The organism is Brevibacillus sp. SIMBA_040, assembly GCF_046535075.1.
Classification (GTDB): domain Bacteria; phylum Bacillota; class Bacilli; order Brevibacillales; family Brevibacillaceae; genus Brevibacillus.
The window spans coordinates 262,742-285,652 of the sequence record NZ_JAWRXI010000003.1 but is presented as its reverse complement, the minus strand read 5'-3'; the positions used below and the strand labels follow the sequence as shown (position 1 = coordinate 285,652).

Genomic DNA, 22,911 nt, shown 5'->3' with positions numbered 1-22,911 from the left:
TTTAATTTGAAAGCTCGACTCGTTTTTGCCGAGCTCGAATTGATTTCCATACAACCCCGTGTTTGCGGGAGAACAGAAATGCCAGCAGGAAAAGCGCAGTCGCAACCATGACAATCGTTGCACCAGACGCCAGATTGTAGGTAAAGCTAAAGTACAGTCCGATAATTGCTGAAATCACCCCGAAGCCAGCAGCCAAATAAATCATGACCCATAAGCGATCTGTTAGCAGATACGCAGTCGCTGCCGGGGTAATCAGCATGGCAACTACCAGAACGATCCCGACCGTCTGCAAAGATGCGACCGTTACCATGGTCAAAAGCGTCATCAGCAAGTAATGGATGAGATTGTTGCGCAGACCATATGCCGCAGCAATCGTCGGGTCAAATGATGTCAGCAGCAGCTCCTTGAAAAACGCGTAGACCGTTACGATCACGACAATACCGATGCCTACCGTCACCCACATGTCAGAAGGACGCACTGCCAGGACATTTCCAAACAAGATGTGGTACAAATCGGTACTGCTTTTCAGCATCGTGATCAGGATGATCCCCAGAGCAAAAGCGGAGGTAAACAAAATCCCGATCGCCGTGTCGTTCTTGATACGGCTATTTTGACTGACATAGCCGATTCCTATTGCTGTCAGCACGCCAGTCACTACTGCTCCTATGAAGAAATTCACTCCAAAAGCATAAGAGAGCGCAACACCTGGTAATACGGCGTGAGAAATGGCGTCCCCCATCAGAGACATTCCCCGCAAAATGATAAAGCTGCCGATGATCCCGCATATGATGCCGACCACCACTGACGTAAACAACGCTTTTTGCAAAAATTCATATTGCCCAATCGCTTGAATAAATTCCATCACGCTGTTACCTCCGCCTTCTCGAGAAATTGGAGCTCGCGGGCGTAAGCTCTGGACATGACCTCGCGATTCAGAACCTCATCGACAGCACCAAACTTGATTAATTCCTTGTTTAGCAAAAGCAGCTGATCAAAATAGGTATTCGCTTTGCTCAAATCATGGTGAACAACCACGATTGTTTTGCCCTCCAGCTGAAGCTCCTTCAAGATGCGAATAATAGTTTCCTCACTAGCAACGTCGATGCCTACAAACGGCTCGTCCAAAAGCAGTAGTTCCGGTTTTTGAGCCAAGGCTCTTGCCAAAAATACACGCTGCTGCTGACCACCTGACAGCTCCCCAATTTGCCTGTCCCGATATTCCTCCAAGCCGACTTTTTTCAAGCACTCAAGTGCCCAAGCCCTCTCCTTTTTCTTCGGAAATTTGAATAATCCGACGCTTGGATACGTCCCGATTAAGACTGTATCCATCACAGTAATTGGAAATGTCCAATCAATTTGACTTCGCTGTGGTACATAAGCGATTTGCTTTCTGACTTCATTCGTCTCTTTCCCATAAAAGCGAATGTCACCCTTATCCTTTGGGATTAACCCGAGCATCGCCTTGATCAAGGTCGATTTCCCTGCTCCATTCGGGCCAATGATGCCTACCATGCTTCCCTGCTCGACGGAAAACGAGACATCTTGCACAACTTCATTCCCAAAATAGGAGACGTGAAGCCTACTTACTTTGACTGCTTGAACCATAAGTTTCCCTCCAAAGTAACCCGATTGTGATTTTTCTCAAGATGACCTTCATCCAATTTGCAATCTCATTACATATATGCTCAAAGACAACAATGTGAGTTTGTTCCAATAATATTCACTCAAGCAAAATAATATGCCTGCGTATAAAAAAGTTGCCCTAATGCAAAAATAACGGATTCCCATCTTTTTGTCAATAATCATTTTCATTGATAAGCAACAAAAAAAGCACAGCCCTTTTTTCAAAGAGCTATGCCTTACTTATTTTTCCATCTAAATCTTTCTCTGGTGCATTCATTATTGCTTTATTTCGAATTCTCCTTCGATGGTAAATTTTTTCCATCTCTTGAGGAAAAACATAAACGGGAAATACGAGATCAAACTGAACATCAGGGCAAAGAATGCATACATCAATGGTACAGCCAGAGCCATCAGAAGACCTGCTGGTGTTCCTGTCATATTTACATTTACGATCTGCGCTTCGGCACTTTCTATGCTCCCTACTGCGAGACTGAATAGAAAACGAATGATCCCATCCAAAATTCCTATCGATAGCACAGCTAGCAAACACAGCTTTATGTAGGAAGATATTTTTATGTATTTGATGGTGAGGCATGTATTCATATTGGTTCTCCCCTTCCCTGTTTACCAATATTTTACACATCATTCCAAACCATCGGAAGCATTAAAGTGAACCGTTAACATATAACAACCTTCGGAATCTATTTCGAATCAGCAGAACAAAAAGAAAAAAACAGCGGAGTATGAAGCTTTCGCTGCTTTTCACCCAAGCCTTACTGCATCGGATTCGCAAAGTTATTCACGAGTACCTGAACCTGGTCACCTTGCTTGAGCATTCCGGGACATTCGACAGCACATACAATCCCTCTTCGCTTAAATGCAGCCTTCACAAACCGTGCGGCCAATTTCGGATGCACCTGTTCATGATAATTTTTTTGAATCTCTTCTCCTGGATGGACGCACGGGAGATTCTCTCCCATACAAATAAGCCCCGCTCCACTTGGCAATAAAATGCGAGAGCCCATCGTCAGGCTTGTCAAATCTGGAAATCCGCTTATCAAGAGATTCGCCCCTAACCATTCGGGTAAGACAAAGGGAATCTTTAAGTTTTCGGCAATAATGGCACAATCCTCTTGTGACACAACCGTGATTTGGCGGCGATTCAAGATTTCGGTTCCGCGCGGATACATCGTTTGACGGGAATCCGCCCCGAAGGTAACCCCAAAATGTCGGTCGCCTGGAATGCCTCCGAATTCTAGCTTTGTTTCTTCGATACGGCGTGTGACGAATGTTTCGGGATTGTCAGCAATGAGTATGGCTTCAATGGATGCTGCGTGTGCTTTCATGGTGTCCTCCCTCTTTAGTGATTGATGATGCCCCGGCATCGCAATCTCTTCTCCGCTCATTGTAACACGAAACTCTTCCCTTTATTAGGAAAAGGAGTAGCACTTGTACTCGTATTGATTAGGAGGACCAATTGCGATCCATAGCTGCCCTTTGGATGGTTCGGCAATAACCGATGCAAATGTAATGGAATCCGTCCCATCGTCACCAGGCATTCTGCACAGTGGATACGGCTCGCTTCCACGATCGCGCAAAATGTTCTGCATCGCCTGCGCATCCAACTGGCCATGATGGCTTTCCAGCAAGCTGCGCATACGAGCATAGCGTGTCTTCGAATTTTCCAGATGCGTTCCGGTCAATCTCTCCTCCGCAAGCAACTCCTGCCCGATGTAGTGGTTAGAGTGTGCCAATAACCCATTCACCGGCTCAATGAGCATATCAGTCGTCGGTGTTGTTTCCAAATCAGCAGCATTTCCTTTTTTATCCAACATTATCAAATTACGAGAAGATGCTCGGTGAACACAGCGCACCAGGGCAATCGCTTCTGGAACCGTTTCTTTTGTCAATGCCAGCCTCGAAAGAAGATAGCGTGGAAACCCGACTCGCCACCCGTCGCACGTGAGGAAATTAGCAAATACCCCGAGTCCATGCTTGTTAATCCCGATGTACGAAATCTGGCCTGCCGGAGTGAGCATCAGGCATGTATGACCATCGTCCGGTACAAATTCAGCGACAATCCCGATTTCAGAGTAAAAATTCGGCAGATCAGCATTTTGTCCAATCAGTGGTGTACCATCTGCTGTCGCTTCCGTCTGTATGGCGAAAGTTGTGCATTCGTCATTAGAATCAAATTCGTTGTAAAGCTCTGCACGAAGTTGAAGCAAGTAAGCCTCTCCAAGCGTGAGGCCAGTACTCTCCGAAATCCCTTGAATTTCTTCATCAAAGAAGGGCGCGTATTTCAGTACGTATTCTCGGTATGTTAATGCTGCCTCTTCCAATGCTTGCATGGACGGGATCTTGACCTTCGATTCCAACCGCGCCAATGCGTAATCCCGATGCTTACGTATCAAGTCCGCGCAAGCTTCACCATACTGTCTGCCGATTTCACGATGACTGCCTTCAAACCGGTAAAATGGAAAGGTTTTTTGATTCATTTTCATGCTCCTCCCTTGGACTTTCATCGACCGCTTACTTTTGTTTTTGCGAGAACGTGGGTAAAGAAATCTTTTACTTCTGTTAGAACCTTGCCCCCATCGTGCGCAACGCCAGGAACTACATCATAGCGAACGCCAATCCCTTCCCGTTCATAATTGTCCCGGAGGGCGCCGAGCCGCTCGAGCCTGGTCTGGCCATATGCATCCGTACCCTCCATCCAATGAGCGGACGCTTTATTGTTGATCTCCCATGTTTCATTGTCTTCGCTGCCTATGACCATCTGCACAGAAACGCGCCGCATTTCCTCGAGGTCCAGCTTTTTGCCAAATACCTCCTCCAAGTCTTTTGTGCCCACATAAAACGGTTTGGACGAATCCAGATAAGTGATGATGCCAGGCGCTCCAATCGAAACCCCCAAAAGACGCTCAGGATGCAAATAGTAGAAGCGATGAGCAAAATGGCCGCCGCCGGAAAAGCCGAAAAGCAGGAACCGTTCTTTTTTAATCCGCACCTTCTCGGAAAGCTGATCAATCATCGCAAATAAAATGTGATCAAAGCGTATGTCATCCCACTTTATGTACTTATAAGAACTGACTTCCCAAGGCGACACGATCCCGGCTGGAAACAAAGGGGCAAGAATAATTGTGCCTGTTGCCTCTGCGAAATCCGCAAATGCATCCCGGTAGGCTTGGGCAGTGCGTGCTGTTCCATGAACGACGACAGCAAGCGACCAGTTCTGTTCTTCTTCATCCTTATAGCTTTGGGGGATGTAGGCACAGAACGAAAAACGGCTGTCATACTGGCAAGCAAACATGGTAGTAGCACCGCGCTCATAAAATGAAAGACGGTTTGCAGATTGACTCATAGGGTGTTATCCTCCTCAAATTGAGTTTTCCAGTCTTTGCTCCTCCACCAGCGGAAAGAAGCATGATACTTGATGGGATTGCAAATCGTGATAAGCGAGAGTCGGTATATGGCTCTGACAATGCTCCTTTGCACGTGGACATCTGACATGAAACGTACATCCCGATGGCGGATTGCTTGGTGAGGGAAGATCTCCCTTTAGGACAATGCGCTGCCTTTTCCTTTCCAGTCTCGGATCTGGCAACGGAATCGCTGACAGCAGTGCATTTGTATACGGATGGTGCGGATGATCGTACAGTCTGGCACATTCTGCTGTTTCCACAATTCGTCCCAAATACATGACCGACACACGATTTGATATGTGTTTAACAACAGATAGATCATGGGCGATAAAAATATACGTAAGCTGAAATTCCTTTTGCAAATCTTCAAGTAAATTGATGACTTGTGCTTGAATGGATACGTCCAACGCACTAACTGGCTCATCACAAATAATCAGTTTTGGCTTCAGCGCGATTGCCCGGGCAATTCCTATCCGTTGGCGCTGTCCTCCGGAAAACTCATGCGGATAACGATTGTAGTGCTCTGGATTCAATCCCACAATCTCCAAGAGGTCCTGCACCTGACGCTTCAAATTTGTCTTTGCCCGTTGTGCCTTCAGCGGTTGTGCGATAATATTGCCTACTGTCATTCGCGGATTCAGACTGGCAAAAGGGTCCTGAAAAACGATCTGCATATCTTTGCGCAGCTGAAGCATCTGCTTTTGGTTGTAGTTCAAAATATTTTCTCCCTCAAACAACACTTCTCCTGAAGTAGGCTCCAGCAAGCGCATCATCAGTCTGGCTAACGTACTTTTCCCACAGCCCGATTCGCCGACGATCCCGAGCGTCTCTCCACGCCGCACCTGCAGATTCACTCCGTCTACAGCTTTCACGTAGCCGACTTTTCGTTGCAAAATCCCTTTCGACACCGGAAAATGCATCTTGAGATCGCGTGTTTCCAGCAAAAACTCACTCATTGCCTCCCCTCCCTCCAGCTTCTACCCGCTTGATGTTCCGCTCCATTTCTGCCCTGTTCAGAAGACAAGCGGCGCGATGTGCAGTGCCCTTTTCTACAAGCTCGGGAACCGAAATGGAGCAATCCTCCAGCGCAAACGGACATCGCGGACGAAAGGAGCAGCCTTCAGGTAACGAAATCAAGCTGGGTGGCTGTCCTTTTATCGGAAGTAGTCTCACCTTCTCATTCGTGTCCAGACGGGGCTGCGAGCGCAACAAGGACCATGTATACGGCATGGCAGGCTGGTAGAATACATCGTCAGTACTCCCCTCCTCCACCACCCTCCCGGCATACATCACCATAATCCGATCAGCCAGGCGTGCCACAACACCCAGATCGTGCGTAATCATAATAATGGCCGTCCCATACTTTTCCTGCAGGCTCACCATGAGCTCCAAAATCTGTGCCTGTATGGTTACATCCAAAGCCGTAGTCGGTTCATCGGCAATCAGTACCTTTGGGTTGCAAGCAAGCGCCATCGCAATCATCGCCCGTTGGCGCATCCCTCCCGAATACTGATGTGGATATTCATTCATCCGTGTCTCGGGATTGGCAATTCCGACATCCCGCAGCACCCCAATCGCTCGTTCTCGCGCTTCTTGTCGGGAGACCCTTTGATGAGCCCTGATCGCTTCCATGATCTGATCGCCTATCGTAAAGACGGGGTTCAGACTCGTCATCGGGTCTTGAAAGATCATGGCAATGTCGTTGCCACGAATCTTTTTCATCTCGTCTTCACTGATTTCAAGCAGATCTTTCCCCTCAAACAGAATTTCACCCTCTGGATAAAAAGCAGGTGGTGTTTGGTTCAAACGCATCAGGGAGAGGGACATCACGCTTTTGCCGCTGCCCGATTCGCCGACGATTCCAAGTATTTCGCCACGGTTCAATGTGAACGAGATGCCATTGACTGCCTTTACCAATCCGTCCGGGGAGTGAAAGTACGTTTTCAGATTCGTTACTTTGAGTAGATCCACTGGTATCACCTCTCCATCCACTTTGTTATCTTGACGGCCATAGGCAAACGGTTAGTCGATTCCTGTTCTCGATTCGATATCGATGCTTTTGATCTGCGCCTTCTTCTCGAATGCGGATGGAGCCAATCACGCAATAGATCACCAAATAGATTGAGGGATAATACGGTAATGACAATGGCAATCCCGGGAAAAATGGAAAACCACGGGGAGACCGTCAAATAAATCCGCGACTCTCCTAGCATGTTCCCCCACGTCGGTGTAGGCGGCACGATCCCCAAGCCTAAAAAGCTAAGTGCCGCTTCTGCCAGAATCGCCTCTGCAAAGATAAACGTAGCCTGCACAATAATGGGTGTCATCGCATTCGGCAAGATATGGAAGAACAGGACACCAAAATGATTGGTTCCAGTTGCTCGCGCTGCCTCTACATACTGCATTTTGGACAACTGCAATGTAGTGGAGCGAACCACTCTCGTCATGAAAGGCCAAAAGGCAAATACTAACGCAATGATCAAATTGAGCATGTTGCCACCCAGTGCAGCTACCAAAGCAATCGCCAGCAAAATAGACGGAAAGGCGCTAACGCCATCTACAATCCGCATCAACACATTGTCCAATTTCCGAAAATAGCCTGTGACCAATCCGGTAACCGTTCCCAAAATGGTTGTACAAAGGGCAACAATGAACCCGATGCTGAGGGAAATCTGTGCTGCATAGACGACTCGGCTGAAAATATCGCGACCAAAGTGGTCGGTACCAAAGTAATGCTCTTTCGAGGGCGGCAATAACCGTTGATCCGGTGCCATTTCAATGGGGGAAGCACTAACCCACAGTGGCGCGGAAACCGCCATCAGGACAAGCAGCAGCAGTACCACACCTGCCAGTACACTGATACTGTGTCCCTTGCCCTTTTTATGTTTACTCTCCATCCGCGGTCCTCCTTTCGCTCTAGTCATACCTGATTCGTGGATCAAGAACGGCATACGCCAAATCAACCAGGAGATTAACAATCACATACACAGTAGCTACAAACAATACAGTCCCTTGCAGCACTGGATAATCCCGCCGTGCAATTGACTCGACAATCAATCCACCAATCCCCGGAATGGCAAAAATCGTCTCTGTAACGACCGCTCCCCCCAAAAGTCCCGCGATACTCGCGCCAATCACCGTAGTCGTTGGTATCATCGCATTGCTCAAGGTGTGCTTGATCAGCACGACACGCTCTTTCAGCCCTTTCGCACGCGCGGTCCGGATGAAGTCTTGATGCATAATGTCTAGCATGCCATCGCGAAGCATCCGGGAGATAATTCCCGCCTGTTGAACTGACAATACCACCGCTGGAAGAATCAAATGGCTAAGCCACGGCCACACTCCCTCACTGATCGGGACGTACCCGGCAACAGGCAGCCACCTCAAAACAACCGCGAACAAAAGGATCAACAGAAGCGCCAGCCAAAAATTCGGAATGGAAACACCGAGAAGCGTCACGGACATAAAGGCTGGATCTAGTACGCTGTCACGCTTCCATACAGCCAAAATAGCAGTTGGAATCGCGATGCACAGACTCACCATACAGGCTACGATGGCCAAACTAACCGTTGGACCGAGACGATCTATAATCGTTTGAGCTACCGGCTCACCCGAAAAAACGGACGTGCCGAGATTGCCTGTAGCGACCTGACCTATCCAAGTGATGAACTGGGACATTAACGGTTGGTCGAGCCCGAGCGCCTGCCGCAACTGGTCTACTTCTTCCTGTGTCGCAGACTCTCCCAGAATGACCGATGCAGGATCGCCGGGAGTCAGATGGATAATGGTAAAAACGATGACCCCAACCACAATTAATACAGGTATTAAAGCAAGTAACCGACGTCCGATATACTGTAGCAATTGCTTCCCTCCTTTCCGCCGTTTCTTACTTCGCTTTCAGCCATGTGTTCCAGAATGTTACGTTTTTTCGCTCGCCAAACCCGTCCAGCTTTGCTCCGATAACACTCATGCCGACTTCATTGGCAATTTTGATGACTGGTAATTCCTCATACATGGTCTTGTTGAAATCCCCAAGCAGCTTTTTTTGTTCATCCTCATTGCTTGATTTTGACCACTCATCTAACAGCGACATGATTTTGGGGCTTTCATATTTGCCTGGAAACTGCGGATAAAACCAAGGAATGGTAGTCGGATCATATTTAGGTGAAAACCCTTGGATTTCCAAATCAAAGTTGGCTGTATTTTTCTCCTTCTCCAGCAGCGTCGCCCATTCATAAATTTGCAAATCAATCGTAAAGCCTACATCCTGGAGCTGTGCCGCAACAACTTGAGCTGTCTTGAAATGGTCGTCGTAGCTGCTGGTCGCAATCAAGCGCACGGGTTCTCCCTTGTATCCCGCTTCTTTCAGCAGTTCCTTGGCCTTTTCCGGGCTGTAGGAAAGATAAGCATCTGTTCCTTCTTTGGTGTACAAGCTTTGCTGATCCGGGAAGAAGATTGCACCATCCATCTCATAAAAATTTCCGTACGTTGCAATCGCGACTTTTTCTTTATCCAACGCATATTGAATGGCTTGGCGCATGCGGATGTCATCAAAAGGAGGCTCCGATTTGTCTGGAATAACAGCCATCCAGCTATCTGGCTTGGACACTCGTGTCGTTAACTCTGTTGAATCTTTTAGCTGTGGATACAAGTCTTGTGGAATCCTCAGTGCAAAGTCGTACTGACCAGTGCGCACTCCGTCGATCCGTACTTGAGCATCCGGCACCATATCAAAGCGAACCTCATCCGCATACGCGACCTTTTTCCCACTCAGACCGCCCCAGTCTTCATCTCTGGCTGCGTACTCGTCAAAGCGTTTCAACGTAATCCGTTGTCCCCTCTTCCAGCTATCCAAGCGATAGGGACCTGTGCCGATGAGCTGTTCACCTTTCAACGGAGCCGTGCCCGCCGACTCTGCAATTTTGGCAGGAATGACTACCATCGCCTGCGTGGGATCAGCCAAATTACGAATCAGCGGCGCATACGGCTCCTTGAAAGCAATTTCTACTGTTTGGGCGTCTACTGCTTTTACCTCTTCCATGCTTTTAAATAATCGCTTGCCGACAGCCGACATTTCCCCCCACCGCTTGAAAGAGGCCACCACATCGTCCGCGCTCATCGTTGACCCATCATGGAATTTGACCCCATCGCGCAGGACAATTTTATAGACCTTCCTGTCTTCACTCAGTTGGAACTCTTTTGCCAGCATCGGTTTCTCCATCATGCCCTCATCCAGCGCAAACAACTGCTCGAACATATGAAAGGCAACGAGCTTGGTCGCACTTGAAGAGGTGCTCATCCAATCAAGCGTGGACGGGTCAGAATCAAAGGCAACTTTAATAATCCCGCCCTTTTGCGGTTCTTGACTGCTTGTCGCGACAGGCTGCTCCTTGGCTGCTTCTGGATTCGGGCTTTGGGCTTGCTGACTACAGCCGGTAATTCCGAGTGCCACTACTAGACTCGCCAAACCAACCCACTTTGCGTAACGCCTGGAACTCATGACAATTCCCCCTTTTTGTTCATTCAACACGTAAGATTTACTTATAAACCGGCTATGATTTCTAAAAATTTTATCTATTCAAAATATACACCCGTTCATACCCGCTGTATATTTTAGTTTTTTTTGCTTTTTTCCAAAAATTTTTTTTGGGATTTACTCCTTCACGATTCTTCATGGTCAGAAATACGAGAGGAAAAAGGAGGACGCTGACGAAACAAAGAGTATAGAAGGCTGGCTCCAGGGAGGGAACTAGGTGAATGAGCGTGACTGTTTATTGTTGCAGTACATTTACGAAGAGCAAAATCTGACCCGGCAGCAGAACGTCTCTTTTGGGGGTTGCGATTATTTCCAAACGGGGAAAAAGCATCAAACTCACTGCCGAAGGTGAATATTTGGTTACGTACGCAAACAAGCTGTTGATCGACCTGCGAAAAACAAAAGATCATCTCGCCAACATGCAAAACGAGGTGCAAGGCTCTCTACGAATTGGCTTCACCAGTTATTTTGGCCGCTACAAGCTTCCGCCTCTTTTAAAAGAATTTATCTATCAGTATCCGAAAATTGATATTAACGTGGACTCGGGACTAAGTTCAGAAATATTCGAGTTGTTATTAAGCGAAGATATACATGTGGCGATTATACGAGGAGATTACAAGTGGTTTGACCAAAAGCATCTGATTGACGAAGAGCGAATCTGCGTCATTTCCAATGAAGACATTCGGTTAGATCAACTGCCTCAATTGCCGCGAATCATTCCCAAAATAGAACGAAAGGCAGCACACAAATACAAAAACTATACGTACTCCTCTCTGCACCAAACCATCGAAAGCTGGTGGAACGAACGATTTTTCGCTCCCCCCAACATTACGATGAAAGTGGACAGCTACGAAACCTGTACGGAAATGGTCAAAAATCAGTTGGGATACGCCATTGTCCCCAGCGTCTTTGTGAAGCCCGAGGACGGATTGTACTGCATGGACCTGAGCACATTAGACGAACAAGCTATCACTCGAAAAACATGGATGCTCTACCGGAAGGCTTCCTTGCACTTGAATGTCGTTGATCGATTTGTTGAGTATTTGAAAGAGCATTATGTCAGGGAATAGCCTTTTCATCGACTAGACTATGTTTCATCCCCTATGTAAGATATGATATAACGCAAACCAGATTTTTAAGAGGTGGTAGAAGAAAATGAACGATGTAGCAGCCAAATTCGCTAGACCGCAACTGGCAGATTGTATCCCAGACCTCGTTGCTTTTTCCAGAGGGGAAAAGAAAGCGACGCTCTTTATCCGCAATGGAAGCTTGGTAAACGTCGTGTCAGGGGAAATTTTATCGGATATTTGTGTCGCTGTCGTTGGCACGCGTATCGCATATGTTGGGCCATTTGTAGAAGGCATGATTGATGACGCTACACGTGTCATTGAGGCAAACGGAAAATACATTGCCCCCGGTCTGTTGGACGGGCATTGTCATATTGAAAGCAGTATGTTGTCCGTCACACAATTTGCCAATGCGGTACTCCCGCTCGGAACGACTGGCGGCTTTTTTGATGCGCATGAAATTTCGAACGTACTTGGTCTCCCCGGCTTGCGCATTATGCTGGACGAAGCACGCCAAACACCAATGGCGGCTTATATGCAAGTAGCTTCTTGTGTTCCATCTACGAATCCGACCTTTGAGACAGCTGGTGCAGAATTCGGGCCCGCTGAAGTGGCGGAAGCACTGAGCTGGGGACCAGACATGATTGCGCTCGGAGAGGTCATGAACTTCCCGGGTGTCGTCTATGGTGATCCCAAAATGATTGGGGAAATTCAAGCTACGTTGCGGGCTGGGAAAGTCGTAGATGGACATTATACCTGGCCGTCCAACGATCCACGACTGTCTGCCTATGCTGCCGCTGGTGTTTCTGGCGATCATGAGTGTGTGACAAAGGAAGATGTCGCGAATCGCGTGCGCCTCGGCATGTACGCAAAAATGCGCCGTGGTTCTGCCTGGCATGACGTAGCTGCTACGATCAAAGCGCATACCGAGCAAGGACTCGATTCCCGGCGCATGATGCTAGTTTCGGATGACCGTATTTGCGATTCGTTAAAAGAAGAAGGCCACATGAATTTTATCGTGAGACATGCCATTTCTCAGGGAGTAAAGCCAGTGACTGCCTTCCAGATGGCAACCCTCAATACGGCTGAGCGCTTTGGTGTAGCAAGAGATGTCGGTTCGGTTACACCTGGCACGATTGCGGATATTATTTTGCTCGACGGGAATTTAGCGGATGTGAATGTCGTGATGACCATTGCCCGTGGCGAGGTCGTTGCGGAAAATGGCGCCATGACGGTAGAACTGGCCGCTTTTGATTATCCCGATTATGCGATCAACTCAGTAAAGCTCACCCCTGAGCTTACTCCTGCCAGCTTCCACATCCAGACACCGAATCAATTCGGAACGATCAAAACGCGTGTTGCGATGGTGAGAGAAAACCATGTAGAAACCGAGGAAATATTCGCCGAGGTTCCAGTGAAAGACGGACTGCTAGCTATTACTCCTGAGAGCACATTGTGCAAAATGGCTATCTTTGAGCGTCACGGGAAAACAGGAGGCTCTGCTATCGGGATCGTTGGCAACGTCGGATTCGACCAGCCCGCTGCGATTGCCATGACGGTTGCACATGACTGCCACAATGTCCTCGTCATCGGAAACGACGACGAACAAATGGCGAGAGCAGCCAACGCCGTGATCAGCATGCAGGGAGGAATTGCGATCGCGTCTTCCGGCAACGACCTGGTCGAGCTGCCGCTGCGTCTTGCCGGCTTGATGTCGACTGAGCCTTACGAGACTGTCGTGGAGCAATCGATGGCGATCAGCCGTGCACTTGCTTCGGCTGGCTGCACGATGAATTACGCATTTATGACGCTATCCTTGCTCGCTCTCGTCGTCATCCCTACCCTCCACATTTCGGATACCGGGTTGATTCGTATCTCGGATGCTGGCTTTGAGAAAGTCTCCCTTTTTGTTGAATAAGCCATGCGTAAATACGTCTATTACAAGGACAGCAGGGGCCTCAATCTCCCTGCTGTCTTTTTATTACGTTTTACTTAAATAGCTGATGAATCTAGCAAGATATATTTTAAATAGTTTCTTAATTCATAATTTTTGTTTGACTTTCATCTATCCAATCATTAATATGTAAGGGACACATATGAAAAACATAAGCGGTTGAGTATTGTGGGAGAGACTGGACGTAATGTTCGGCACCGAAGGAGCAAGTCCTGATCATAGGGCAAATCTCTCAGGTAAAAGGACCACAATAGGACGCATCTCTGGAGAGAGCCTTCGCGGCCACCAAAGGAGTTATACTCTCAGGTAAAAGGACAGAGAAAATGGGACTACTCCTATTTTTCTCTGCCTTTTTTTGTACTTTCAAAAACTTCACTTACGATAACGCGATAACGGATGAAAGTATCAGTGAAAGATAGGAATCACTCAATCAAAAGGGGGGTTACATGCATCACTCGCATCAAAAGACCCGAGCAAATGTAGGGACTAAGTCATTTCTTATTAAACTAAATTTTTGTTATATTCAAATTTGTAAGCGTTTTTTCCAATAAAAATCAGACAGAAAAATAACTTTTATTGGAAATTTAATTTGCAATTCACTGATTTATATTTATTATTAACATATATAAAATCATCTTAATTGCAAACTGCTTACACAAACGAGAAAGTGGGGGATCATATGCAAGAACAAACACTAGAAAGAGGTCTGAAAAACAGACACGTACAATTAATCGCGATTGGTGGAGCTATTGGTACCGGATTATTTCTCGGCGCAGGTAAATCCATTCATTTAGCTGGGCCTTCTATTTTATTTGCCTACCTAATTACCGGGATTATTTGTTTTTTAATTATGCGCGCTCTAGGAGAGCTGCTTCTATCGAATTTGAACTATCATTCTTTCGTTGATTTTGTAAAAGACTACTTGGGAAACATGGCAGCATTCGTCACTGGCTGGACGTACTGGTTTTGCTGGATATCGATTGCCATGGCTGACTTGACCGCAGTTGGACTCTATACCCAATACTGGTTCCCAGAAGTACCACAGTGGATGCCAGGATTAATCGCACTTGTCGTTTTGCTCATCATGAATCTGGCAACGGTCAAGCTTTTTGGTGAAATGGAATTCTGGTTCGCGTTAATCAAGGTTATTGCGATTCTCGGTTTGATTGTGGTTGGACTCTTCATGATTATCAAAGGGTTCTCTACTAATTCAGGTCCATCGAGCTTCACCAATCTCTGGAGCCACGGAGGTATGTTCCCGAATGGGATAAACGGCTTCCTTCTCTCATTCCAGATGGTCGTGTTTGCGTTCGTTGGGATTGAGCTCGTCGGACTGACAGCCGGTGAAACCAAAGACCCTGAAAAAGTAATTCCGAAAGCAATCAACAACATCCCGATCCGCATCCTGATTTTCTACATCGGGGCACTGATCGTGATCATGAGTATTTATCCATGGAGCGCCATCGTTCCAACAGAAAGTCCGTTTGTCCAAGTATTCGCGGTAATCGGTATCGCTGCAGCTGCTGGAATCGTTAACTTCGTCGTGCTCACATCGGCAGCTTCGGCATGTAACAGCGCCATCTTTAGTACAAGCCGGATGGTTTTCTCACTGGCGAAAGAGAAAAATGCACCTGTCCCATTTACAAAGCTGACAGCAGGAAAAGTCCCTTCCAATGCACTGTTCTTTTCCACGATTGTCATCCTGATTTCTGTCATATTGAACTATGTCATGCCTGAGGGCGTATTTACCCTCATCACAAGCGTATCAACGGTTTGTTTCCTCTTTATCTGGGGAATTACCGTCATCTGTCACCTGAAATACCGGAAAACAAGACCGGATCTGGCAGCAGTAAACAAATTCAAGCTACCCTTGTTTCCTTTCTCCAACTACTTGATTCTTGCTTTCCTCGCGTTTATTCTCGTCGTTCTGGCACTGGCAGAAGACACGCGTGTGGCGCTGTTCGTCACTCCGGTATGGTTTATTATGCTGGTAGCGATTTATAAAATGCGCAAGCCAAACGCTGATCAAATCAATCATAATAACGTAGCGGATAACAAATCTGTAAGCTAGAAAAAACGCAAGCATCCCGCTTTCACTTGAAATGGTGAGAGCGGGATGTTTTTGTTTTGGAACTTTTCTTTCCTAAATCTGTACCGATACAGATAGTCTTTTTCTTCATTGAAGCCGCCTCTCGCTCGACTTACGATGAAGTCAAGGCGCCTGCACCTCTGAATAGCTTTCACATCTATCAACTCATTACCATCTAAAAAGCGAGGACCTTTCGTATGAATACAATCAATTATTTGCTCTTGCTCGGTATCGGAATCATCTGGGGCTCGCAGTTTTTCTTTGTCGATTTAGTCATCGGCTCTATCACGCCCGTTACGCTCGCCGCGTACAAAGCCATACTTGGCACTGTCACTCTAGCCATCCTCCATTTGTTCAATGGAAAAAAAGAAAAACGGTCAGCTGGCCGCCTTGGTCGAAAAGTGTGGAGCTTATTTATTTGGATTGCACTGCTTGAGGCTGTTATTCCTTTCATTTTGATCGGCTGGGGGCAGCAGTACATCAATAGCAGCACAGCTTCCATTTTGCTTGGCACGGTGCCGATTTTCACCCTGATTTTCATGAAAATAGCAGCACCACGAGAAAAGCTTTCACCCTGGAAAAGGGTCAGTATTTTCATCGGCTTTGGGGGCTTGTGCCTGCTGTTTGGCCCTACCCTTTCCTCTCTTTCTTTTAGCGGAAATGTAATGGGCTATTTAGCTCTCGTCGGAGCATCCATGAGCTTTGCACTCTCTCTTATTTTACTGAAGCACCTGCCACCCATTTCATCGATTTTAGCTATTCGCAATGTTTTATTTGTTGCCTCGGTCCTTTTGCTGCCACTTGCCATTCTCTTTGAAAATCCTTTTCATATCAGCTTGAGCTGGCAGCAGGTGATTGACGTCGTAATATTAGGTGTAGTTCAGGCTGGAATTGTCTACATGCTCTACAATACGCTCATCAGGCGCACGAACGCCGCATTTGCATCCCTTACCAATTATTTGGTTCCTTTATTCGGCATCCTGCTTGGAACGCTCATTTTAGGGGATCAGGTAACATGGAACTCCATTGCCGCGCTTATCGTGATTTTAATCTCTCTGGCAGTAGGAGAAAAAAGCTAGAAAGCATTACCATCGTTGTCCCGCCACAAGCTCTAGCTCGAAGGTCTCCAAAAATATCGCAAGTAAAAAGGCGGCTTCCTCTTTTCCCCCGCAATACTCGGGAGAAAGAGCAACCGTAACCGCATCCCATTGATGCAGGCTTCGCAATGCCTGTAATTCGTCGCGAATCTGTGCTTCTGGCATGAGCTTGGGCGTAATGTCTTCGGATAGATTGAAATAATCAAGATCGAGATCGAGAATCTTGGTTTGCTCCGTGCTCCACCTCTGATAGTCACGCTCGTTTAAAAAAGCAGGCACGTCCATATAGCGCTGATGCTTGTAGGTGCAGCCCTCGGGCAGCTTGGCGATGATGTTTTGACAGTTTTCATTTCGTTTATGGACCGCATCATAGCGAAGCATATCCAGTGACAGCACCTCGTCATCCTGATGAGACACAAAAATGGTTTCTCCGATCGTGTCTCTCGCGACCGCTGCCCATATAAAATTATCAATCTGCATGCAATCTGACGGACATACACGGCCGCTCGCATAGTCGTGTCCCTGTGCCACAGCGATTAGCTGCTCCACACTCTGTGCCTCATGCAAGCCTGGAACAAAGACACCGTCCGGGGTATCATCCAAATGGGCATCTACATGCATGAGCAATGACTTTGGCTGCAGATTTCCTTTTAGCTTTTCGATCTCCCATGCCGCAAATGCCCAGTTATGCTGGCGCATGAGATAAATTCGCCTTTCTGGAAAAGCGACTTTCCAATCAAATTCGTCGAACCACTCCAAGTCAGTAACCTCCGATGTAAATACGATTCTATTTCCCTTCATTGTAAAGCAAGTACGTAGGCTGTCACCACTGATGAGCCTATAACCTTGGCATTGACGGGCTTTCATCAAAAAAAGAACCAATCCTCTAATTAAGTAGGATTGGTTTTTCCCGTTTTTTTCTATTGACGATTTGCAGCCGCAACAGGTGTATATCCCGTCTTTTCTACGAGAGACTGTCCCTGCTCAGACACAATCCACTCGATCAAGCGTGGGACATTCGGATTTTTACTTCCTGCTGTCACCGCATAAAATTCCGCCGCGAACAGATACTCCTTATTCACGATTGTCCTTTTTTCAGGCATGACTCCGTTTACTTCGAGCAGTCGGATATTCCCGTTGTTCACCATTTCTGTAGCGAAAAACAAGAATGAATACCCGATCGCATTGTCGTAATTTTTATAGTTGGCCGTTCTATCAATAATTCCCCCCATTCCTCCCACCACATCGTCCTTAGGCGGCGTCATGATCTTTTTATTTGCCATGATTTTTTCCAACATCGTCTGGCTGCCACTATTTTCCGGGCGTTGGAAGGCACGAATGTTTTCATTTTGGCCGCCTACCTCCTGCCAGTTTGTAATCTTCCCTTCATAAATACTTTGGATTTGCTCCATCGACAGTCCCTTTACCGGATTTGAAGCGTTGACAAAAAATACGAAGGCCTCGCGTCCGATCGGTGTCAGCTTCAGCTCAACGCCTTTGCTTTTCGCTTCTTCCAGCTGCTGCTCTGATGGTCCCGCCGCAAAGATTACATCTACGCTTCCTTCCATCAAATTTTTATAGGCCTCTGGAGTTGTACTCGCCATAACCTCACTATCGAATTGGTTGTACTGCTTCTTCGGATAAACCGCCTGGGCAAACGCAGCGTACAAGGGATACAGAGCCGTCGCTCCGTCCATTTTCGGCAAATCTCCCTCTAGCTTGAGCGTTGACGACTCGTCCAGCTTCGCGGCCTTTGTATTCTCACGGTATGGCTGGTATTCATCCAAAACAAAATCCTGCTCGCTTACAGTCGGAATGCTGTTTACATAGGCTTCCTTGATCTCGTATCCCGCTGCAGTAAGTGCTGCTAGAGAGAAAAAAGCAATGAGAGAGCGATTAAATATCCGCGCGCGGACCGGGATGAAAATTCGCCAGACGATAAATATAGCAAGCACACTCGTTGCGACTATGACAAATAGCGTGTAAAACTTCGTATCCTCAGAAAATAACGAGAATATCATGGCTACGAACCCCAAGAGCCCAAGGAAAAAGAGCAAAATAATACAAATCATTATTTTTTCTAGCCAGTTTACTTTCACGATACTCCGCCCCACTTTGTTTAAATTCCATTTTTTGGGTTTTGATTATAAATATTTCGTTATATTTTTCTTACTTTCAATCCTCTGATACTTATTTTTCTTTATAATGGGAAAAGTAACCAAAATTACTCACTTTAGGAGGACTTCATGAGGCAAAGAAAACACGTTACACTGCTCTTATCTTTTCTACTGCTATTCTCTACGCTATTTGCGAGTATGGCTGCCGCACAAACCTATGCGGTGAAAAAAGGGGATACCCTGTGGCGCATCTCAAGAAATCACGGAACGACTGTAGCTGCCATGCAAGAGGTTAATCAATTGCCTGATGTGAACTTCCTGCGTATCGGACAAGTTCTTCAATTGCCAGAAGGGACAGTGGCAGCAGCAGCTCCTGCGGCGAAACAATCACCGGCGCAGCAAGCTGCAAATACTTCAAAGCCTGCAGCACCTATCGTTCCGGCAACGAAGCCCCCTGTGGCACCTGCACCGGTCGCACCTGCTCCAGTCACAACAACAGAAGCAGATACAACCACTATCACGATTCTCGGTACATCGGATGTTCACGGCAACCTGTACGGTTATGTTTATGAGGATGGAAAAGAAACCACAAACAATGGTCTTGCTCGAATCTCGACCTATGTAAATGAAGTAAAGAAATCCAATCCACATGTACTTCTTATCGACAACGGCGATACTTACCAAGGTAATATTTTGACAGATGATATTTATCGAAAAAAACCTGAGGTTACGCACCCTGTTTCGGTAGCCATGAATGCTATGAACTACGATGCGATGACCTTAGGCAATCATGAATTCAATTTTGGTCTCGACTTGATCAAGCGAATCGAAAAAGAAGTAAAATTCCCTGTTCTCGGCGCAAATATTACGACCAAGGATGGAAAGTCTTTTGTTAAACCATACACAATCGCCGTTGTAGACAGTATCAAAGTTGGGATTATTGGCGTAACGACACCGAACGTTCCGCGCTGGGACGGCGAAAAGGTAGACAGTCTTTCCTTCCAGCACATGGGTGAAACGGTGAAAAAGTATGCCAAAGAGCTGCGGGAAGTTGAAAAGGTAGACGTCCTGATCGCGAGCGCCCACTCTGGCATGATTGCAGAGTTTGACGAAGACGGCGGCTCAGATGCGGCAGCCAAAATCATCGAAATGGTCCCTGACCTCGATGCCCTGCTCGTAGGACATATGCACATTATCGTAAAAGACCAAGTAGGACAAACTGTTGTCGGCGGTCCTCGCAACCTGGGACGCGATATCGTTCGCTTTGATCTGACAGTGAAAAAAGAAGCTGATAAAGCTACTGTTGCTGATCGCAAGGTAGAAGTCATCGAAATGACGGGCTACGAGCCTGATCAAAAAATCAGAGATATCATCAAAGACGCCCATGAAGCAACGATTTCGTTCATTTCTGGTGGTGGCGGCGCTGGTGAAGCTGGCGGAAGCGGCGGTCTTTTTGGACAAGCAAGCGCAGACTTCCAGCCTGAAAATGAGATCAACGGAATTCCTGAGGGCAAGCTGAGAGATACTGCGGTAGTTGACCTCATCAATAAAGTACAGCTGAAAGCAACTGGTGCAGATGTCTCTGCTGCAGCGTTGTTTAAAGATACGTCCAACCTGAAAAAGGGTGATATCACCTACGCTAACATCTTTGATATCTACAAATTCGACAACACCCTGTATACCGTAAAAGTAACAGGAAAAGAACTGAAGGCGTACATGGAATGGTCAGCCAGCCACTACAACCAGTGGAAGGAAGGCGATATTTCCATCAGCTTTAATCCGGATGTACCAGGCTATCTGTATGACATGTTTGCAGGCGTCGATTATAAAATTGATCTGTCCAAGCCAGCCGGAGAGCGAATCGTTGATGTCATGTACAAAGGAAAGCCTTTGTCTGATACCGAAGAGCTAAAGCTCGCTGTCAACAACTACCGCTACAGCAGTGGACTGAAAGCTCTCAAGCTCGTTAGCGCAAATCGCGACTGGGAATCTCCGCGCAGCATTCGTGACTATCTGGTTGAATACATCCAGGAGCAAAAGGTAGTCTCTCCAGAGGTCGACAACAACTGGGAAATTATCGGCATCAGCCTCGACAGTCCATACCGTGATGAAGTCATCAAGCTCGTAAACAATGGCAAGATTGAAGTGCCTTATGCAAAATCCTTGAATGTAAATGAGCTTTTGCAGCAAGGGATTATTCAAGCAAAATAACCGCAGCTGCTCGTTTCGTGGGTATCCCGTTTTCACATCAGGTTGTGAGAACGGGATACTTTTTGCATTCTATCCCTCTGGATCACGTTCGACTTTTTGAAGCCTATCTACATAATTCTCAACGATTCTTTTTATCGTGTCATCTCCATATCCTCTCGTAAAGGCGTTCTCATCGAGCCAGTACAATACGGTAAAGCTGGAGTTGTCATGAAGATAAAATCGGACAACATATTCTGATTCTCGATTATGTGATCGCTTCTTGTACATTTCTTCAAAGGGAATATAGTCCAGGTTCACAAAGCTTTCGGCAAAATGAACACTGTCCTTTTCCGAAAAATCAACAGAGTAGTGATCATCCTCATAAGCTACTTCCTGGCTTACTTTTGTGTACTCCAGTGTCACCTTTTTTACTTTTCCAGCCACATCGAATAAATCTCCCATTGTTTTTGCATCTGGACCATCCAGGGCTTCGTATAGATCATCGCCAACAAAGAGGCGGAACCTTTCATCGTAGCCTTTCACTTGAGAGATTGGAGTTCCAATTTCTGCCCAAGTCGCATCACCATTTTGGATTCGATATCCGGGGCAGACATTACCACCCAGTTTAAGTGATACCTCAGCGATTTTTTTTCCTTTCTCAAGCTCACTCGTGTCTGATTCCCGATTCCACATATACCTGATGTCATTCCATTTTAGCTCGTAATCATATTCCTCCATCTTACTGATACAGTTTTCCGTAAGCTGGATCAGCATTGGCACTTTTCGGGGCTTCTGCTGCGGCTCCTCCGAGTAAGCGGTTCCCTCCACTAAAAACATGAGCGTCAAAGAAATGAGAGCAGATTTCATTCTTTCACCTCCGTACATTCTCTTACTAAGACGTATTCCGACAACCGTTTGCCACATATTTACATATATTTTTCTGGCACTTTTTAAATTCACACCTTGTTACTCGGATATAAAACCGTGTAAGATAATGGTAACAAGCATGTGAATCACTTTCGAGCAATCTTACAAGGGAACGAGGATGAGGTGAGCTTATGGCAAACGAATTAATCAGAGCATTCCAATTATTGAAAGAAAAAGAGTGGGTGGACCTGACACATACATTTGGTCCGGAATCTCCTCATTTTTCCGCCTTTGCCGATGCTGAATTTACGACGTTGTTTAATCATGATGACGGCTTTTTTGCTCAACGCTTTTCATTTGCGGGGCAGTATGGCACTCATTTAGATGCTCCGATTCATTTCGTGCGGAACAAACGGTTTTTGGATGAATTGGATTTGAAAGAGCTTGTGCTGCCACTCGTTGTGATCGATAAATCCAAAGAAGCCGAAGCGAATCACGATTATTCCATCAGCGTGGACGATATTCTGAAATTCGAGGATGAGCACGGCAAGATCGAGGAAGGAACGTTCGTAGCCCTGCGTACAGACTGGAGCAAACGTTGGCCGGATAAAGAAGCATTCAACAACAAGGATGCGGACGGTAATAACCATGCGCCAGGCTGGTCGCTTGAAGCCCTCCAGTTTTTATTCCAGGAAAGAAAAATCAAAGCGGTTGGGCATGAAACGTTTGATACGGACGCGAGCATCGATTACCTGAAAAACGGTGCACTGCTTGGTGAGTATTATGTACTTGAGCAAGACACATATCAGGTAGAATTGCTGAAGAATTTAGACAAGGTCCCTGCAATAGGTGCAATTATTTTTAATATCGTGCCCAAACCGGAAAAAGCATCCGGCTTCCCTGTGCGCTCCTTTGCCATTTTGCCATAATCTCCGTACAAACCTAA

20 protein-coding genes and 2 riboswitches are annotated in these 22,911 nt (G+C 46.6%); of the genes, 6 read left to right on the top strand and 14 right to left on the bottom strand.

Annotated features, from left to right (window positions below; genetic code table 11):
- Position 1: 1 nt before the first annotated feature.
- From SB752_RS06995 to SB752_RS06945, 11 genes are all read right to left on the bottom strand, one after another.
- Positions 2–862, bottom strand: a complete 861-nt coding sequence (locus SB752_RS06995) for a metal ABC transporter permease (RefSeq protein WP_410715136.1) — start codon at positions 860–862, stop codon at positions 2–4.
- Positions 862–1,605, bottom strand: coding sequence for a metal ABC transporter ATP-binding protein (locus SB752_RS06990; protein ID WP_410714966.1), 744 nt, complete (start codon positions 1,603–1,605; stop codon positions 862–864). The genes SB752_RS06995 and SB752_RS06990 overlap by 1 nt, the downstream gene beginning before the upstream one ends.
- Positions 1,606–1,899: 294 nt before the next feature.
- The gene (locus SB752_RS06985; protein WP_410714965.1) at positions 1,900–2,226 is read right to left on the bottom strand and encodes a hypothetical protein; all 327 of its coding nucleotides are present in this window, start codon (positions 2,224–2,226) and stop codon (positions 1,900–1,902) included.
- Positions 2,227–2,396: 170 nt separating this feature from the next.
- Positions 2,397–2,969 (bottom strand): MOSC domain-containing protein, encoded by a 573-nt coding sequence (locus SB752_RS06980; RefSeq protein WP_410714964.1) that lies wholly within the window; start codon positions 2,967–2,969, stop codon positions 2,397–2,399.
- An 84-nt stretch (positions 2,970–3,053) separates the two neighbouring features.
- Positions 3,054–4,121, bottom strand: coding sequence for a C45 family autoproteolytic acyltransferase/hydrolase (locus SB752_RS06975; RefSeq protein WP_410714963.1), 1,068 nt, complete (start codon positions 4,119–4,121; stop codon positions 3,054–3,056).
- 23 nt (positions 4,122–4,144) lie between these two features.
- Complete coding sequence (locus tag SB752_RS06970) at positions 4,145–4,987, bottom strand: alpha/beta hydrolase family protein (protein ID WP_410714962.1); 843 nt, start codon at positions 4,985–4,987, stop codon at positions 4,145–4,147.
- Positions 4,988–5,002: 15 nt separating this feature from the next.
- Positions 5,003–6,004, bottom strand: coding sequence for an ABC transporter ATP-binding protein (locus tag SB752_RS06965; RefSeq protein ID WP_410714961.1), 1,002 nt, complete (start codon positions 6,002–6,004; stop codon positions 5,003–5,005).
- Positions 5,997–7,019, bottom strand: coding sequence for an ABC transporter ATP-binding protein (locus tag SB752_RS06960; protein ID WP_410714960.1), 1,023 nt, complete (start codon positions 7,017–7,019; stop codon positions 5,997–5,999). Before SB752_RS06960 ends, SB752_RS06965 begins: the two co-directional genes overlap by 8 nt.
- 5 nt (positions 7,020–7,024) lie before the next feature.
- Positions 7,025–7,945 carry an ABC transporter permease gene (locus SB752_RS06955; RefSeq protein ID WP_410714959.1) on the bottom strand — a complete coding sequence of 307 codons (921 nt, stop codon included), beginning with the start codon at positions 7,943–7,945 and terminating at the stop codon, positions 7,025–7,027.
- 19 nt (positions 7,946–7,964) lie between these two features.
- Positions 7,965–8,909 (bottom strand): ABC transporter permease, encoded by a 945-nt coding sequence (locus SB752_RS06950; RefSeq protein WP_410714958.1) that lies wholly within the window; start codon positions 8,907–8,909, stop codon positions 7,965–7,967.
- 25 nt (positions 8,910–8,934) lie between these two features.
- Positions 8,935–10,548 carry an ABC transporter substrate-binding protein gene (locus SB752_RS06945; RefSeq protein WP_410714957.1) on the bottom strand — a complete coding sequence of 538 codons (1,614 nt, stop codon included), beginning with the start codon at positions 10,546–10,548 and terminating at the stop codon, positions 8,935–8,937.
- A 329-nt stretch (positions 10,549–10,877) separates the two neighbouring features.
- On the opposite strand from SB752_RS06945, the gene SB752_RS06940 reads away from it, so the two are divergent.
- The 4 genes from SB752_RS06940 to SB752_RS06925 all read left to right on the top strand — a co-directional run bounded on the left by SB752_RS06940 (position 10,878) and on the right by SB752_RS06925 (position 16,773).
- Positions 10,878–11,654 carry a LysR substrate-binding domain-containing protein gene (locus SB752_RS06940; RefSeq protein WP_410714956.1) on the top strand — a complete coding sequence of 259 codons (777 nt, stop codon included), beginning with the start codon at positions 10,878–10,880 and terminating at the stop codon, positions 11,652–11,654.
- A gap of 85 nt (positions 11,655–11,739) precedes the next feature.
- Positions 11,740–13,569: an adenine deaminase gene (locus tag SB752_RS06935; RefSeq protein ID WP_410714955.1), complete on the top strand. Its 1,830-nt coding sequence runs from the start codon at positions 11,740–11,742 to the stop codon at positions 13,567–13,569.
- A 195-nt stretch (positions 13,570–13,764) separates the two neighbouring features.
- Positions 13,765–13,863: riboswitch (glycine riboswitch) on the top strand.
- A 2-nt stretch (positions 13,864–13,865) separates the two neighbouring features.
- Positions 13,866–13,926: riboswitch (glycine riboswitch) on the top strand.
- A 358-nt stretch (positions 13,927–14,284) separates the two neighbouring features.
- On the top strand, positions 14,285–15,676 hold the full coding sequence (locus SB752_RS06930) for an amino acid permease (protein ID WP_410714954.1): 1,392 nt from the start codon (positions 14,285–14,287) through the stop codon (positions 15,674–15,676).
- A 215-nt stretch (positions 15,677–15,891) separates the two neighbouring features.
- A complete protein-coding gene (locus tag SB752_RS06925) occupies positions 15,892–16,773 on the top strand; it encodes a DMT family transporter (RefSeq protein WP_410714953.1) in 882 nt (293 codons plus the stop codon).
- A gap of 6 nt (positions 16,774–16,779) precedes the next feature.
- Here the strand turns inward: SB752_RS06925 and SB752_RS06920 are convergent, their stop codons facing one another.
- Both SB752_RS06920 and SB752_RS06915 read right to left on the bottom strand, forming a co-directional pair.
- On the bottom strand, positions 16,780–17,550 hold the full coding sequence (locus SB752_RS06920; RefSeq protein WP_410714952.1) for a hypothetical protein: 771 nt from the start codon (positions 17,548–17,550) through the stop codon (positions 16,780–16,782).
- A 161-nt stretch (positions 17,551–17,711) separates the two neighbouring features.
- Positions 17,712–18,812, bottom strand: a complete 1,101-nt coding sequence (locus tag SB752_RS06915; RefSeq protein WP_410714951.1) for a PstS family phosphate ABC transporter substrate-binding protein — start codon at positions 18,810–18,812, stop codon at positions 17,712–17,714.
- A gap of 225 nt (positions 18,813–19,037) precedes the next feature.
- On the opposite strand from SB752_RS06915, the gene SB752_RS06910 reads away from it, so the two are divergent.
- Entirely contained in the window at positions 19,038–21,119 is a 2,082-nt protein-coding gene (locus SB752_RS06910) for a 5'-nucleotidase C-terminal domain-containing protein (protein ID WP_410714950.1), read from the top strand.
- A gap of 69 nt (positions 21,120–21,188) precedes the next feature.
- Here the strand turns inward: SB752_RS06910 and SB752_RS06905 are convergent, their stop codons facing one another.
- Positions 21,189–21,965 carry a hypothetical protein gene (locus tag SB752_RS06905; RefSeq protein WP_410714949.1) on the bottom strand — a complete coding sequence of 259 codons (777 nt, stop codon included), beginning with the start codon at positions 21,963–21,965 and terminating at the stop codon, positions 21,189–21,191.
- Positions 21,966–22,156: 191 nt separating this feature from the next.
- On the opposite strand from SB752_RS06905, the gene SB752_RS06900 reads away from it, so the two are divergent.
- The gene (locus SB752_RS06900) at positions 22,157–22,894 is read left to right on the top strand and encodes a cyclase family protein (protein ID WP_410714948.1); all 738 of its coding nucleotides are present in this window, start codon (positions 22,157–22,159) and stop codon (positions 22,892–22,894) included.
- Positions 22,895–22,911 lie beyond the last annotated feature (17 nt).

Coding starts and splice junctions, on each gene's coding strand:
- SB752_RS06995 (WP_410715136.1), bottom strand. CDS start 862: ATGGAATTTATTCAAGCGATTGGGCAATATGAATTTTTGCAAAAAGCG.
- SB752_RS06990 (WP_410714966.1), bottom strand. CDS start 1,605: ATGGTTCAAGCAGTCAAAGTAAGTAGGCTTCACGTCTCCTATTTTGGG.
- SB752_RS06985 (WP_410714965.1), bottom strand. CDS start 2,226: ATGAATACATGCCTCACCATCAAATACATAAAAATATCTTCCTACATA.
- SB752_RS06980 (WP_410714964.1), bottom strand. CDS start 2,969: ATGAAAGCACACGCAGCATCCATTGAAGCCATACTCATTGCTGACAAT.
- SB752_RS06975 (WP_410714963.1), bottom strand. CDS start 4,121: ATGAATCAAAAAACCTTTCCATTTTACCGGTTTGAAGGCAGTCATCGT.
- SB752_RS06970 (WP_410714962.1), bottom strand. CDS start 4,987: ATGAGTCAATCTGCAAACCGTCTTTCATTTTATGAGCGCGGTGCTACT.
- SB752_RS06965 (WP_410714961.1), bottom strand. CDS start 6,004: ATGAGTGAGTTTTTGCTGGAAACACGCGATCTCAAGATGCATTTTCCG.
- SB752_RS06955 (WP_410714959.1), bottom strand. CDS start 7,945: ATGGAGAGTAAACATAAAAAGGGCAAGGGACACAGTATCAGTGTACTG.
- SB752_RS06945 (WP_410714957.1), bottom strand. CDS start 10,548: ATGAGTTCCAGGCGTTACGCAAAGTGGGTTGGTTTGGCGAGTCTAGTA.
- SB752_RS06935 (WP_410714955.1), top strand. CDS start 11,740: ATGAACGATGTAGCAGCCAAATTCGCTAGACCGCAACTGGCAGATTGT.
- SB752_RS06930 (WP_410714954.1), top strand. CDS start 14,285: ATGCAAGAACAAACACTAGAAAGAGGTCTGAAAAACAGACACGTACAA.
- SB752_RS06925 (WP_410714953.1), top strand. CDS start 15,892: ATGAATACAATCAATTATTTGCTCTTGCTCGGTATCGGAATCATCTGG.
- SB752_RS06915 (WP_410714951.1), bottom strand. CDS start 18,812: ATGATATTCTCGTTATTTTCTGAGGATACGAAGTTTTACACGCTATTT.
- SB752_RS06910 (WP_410714950.1), top strand. CDS start 19,038: ATGAGGCAAAGAAAACACGTTACACTGCTCTTATCTTTTCTACTGCTA.
- SB752_RS06905 (WP_410714949.1), bottom strand. CDS start 21,965: ATGAAATCTGCTCTCATTTCTTTGACGCTCATGTTTTTAGTGGAGGGA.
- SB752_RS06900 (WP_410714948.1), top strand. CDS start 22,157: ATGGCAAACGAATTAATCAGAGCATTCCAATTATTGAAAGAAAAAGAG.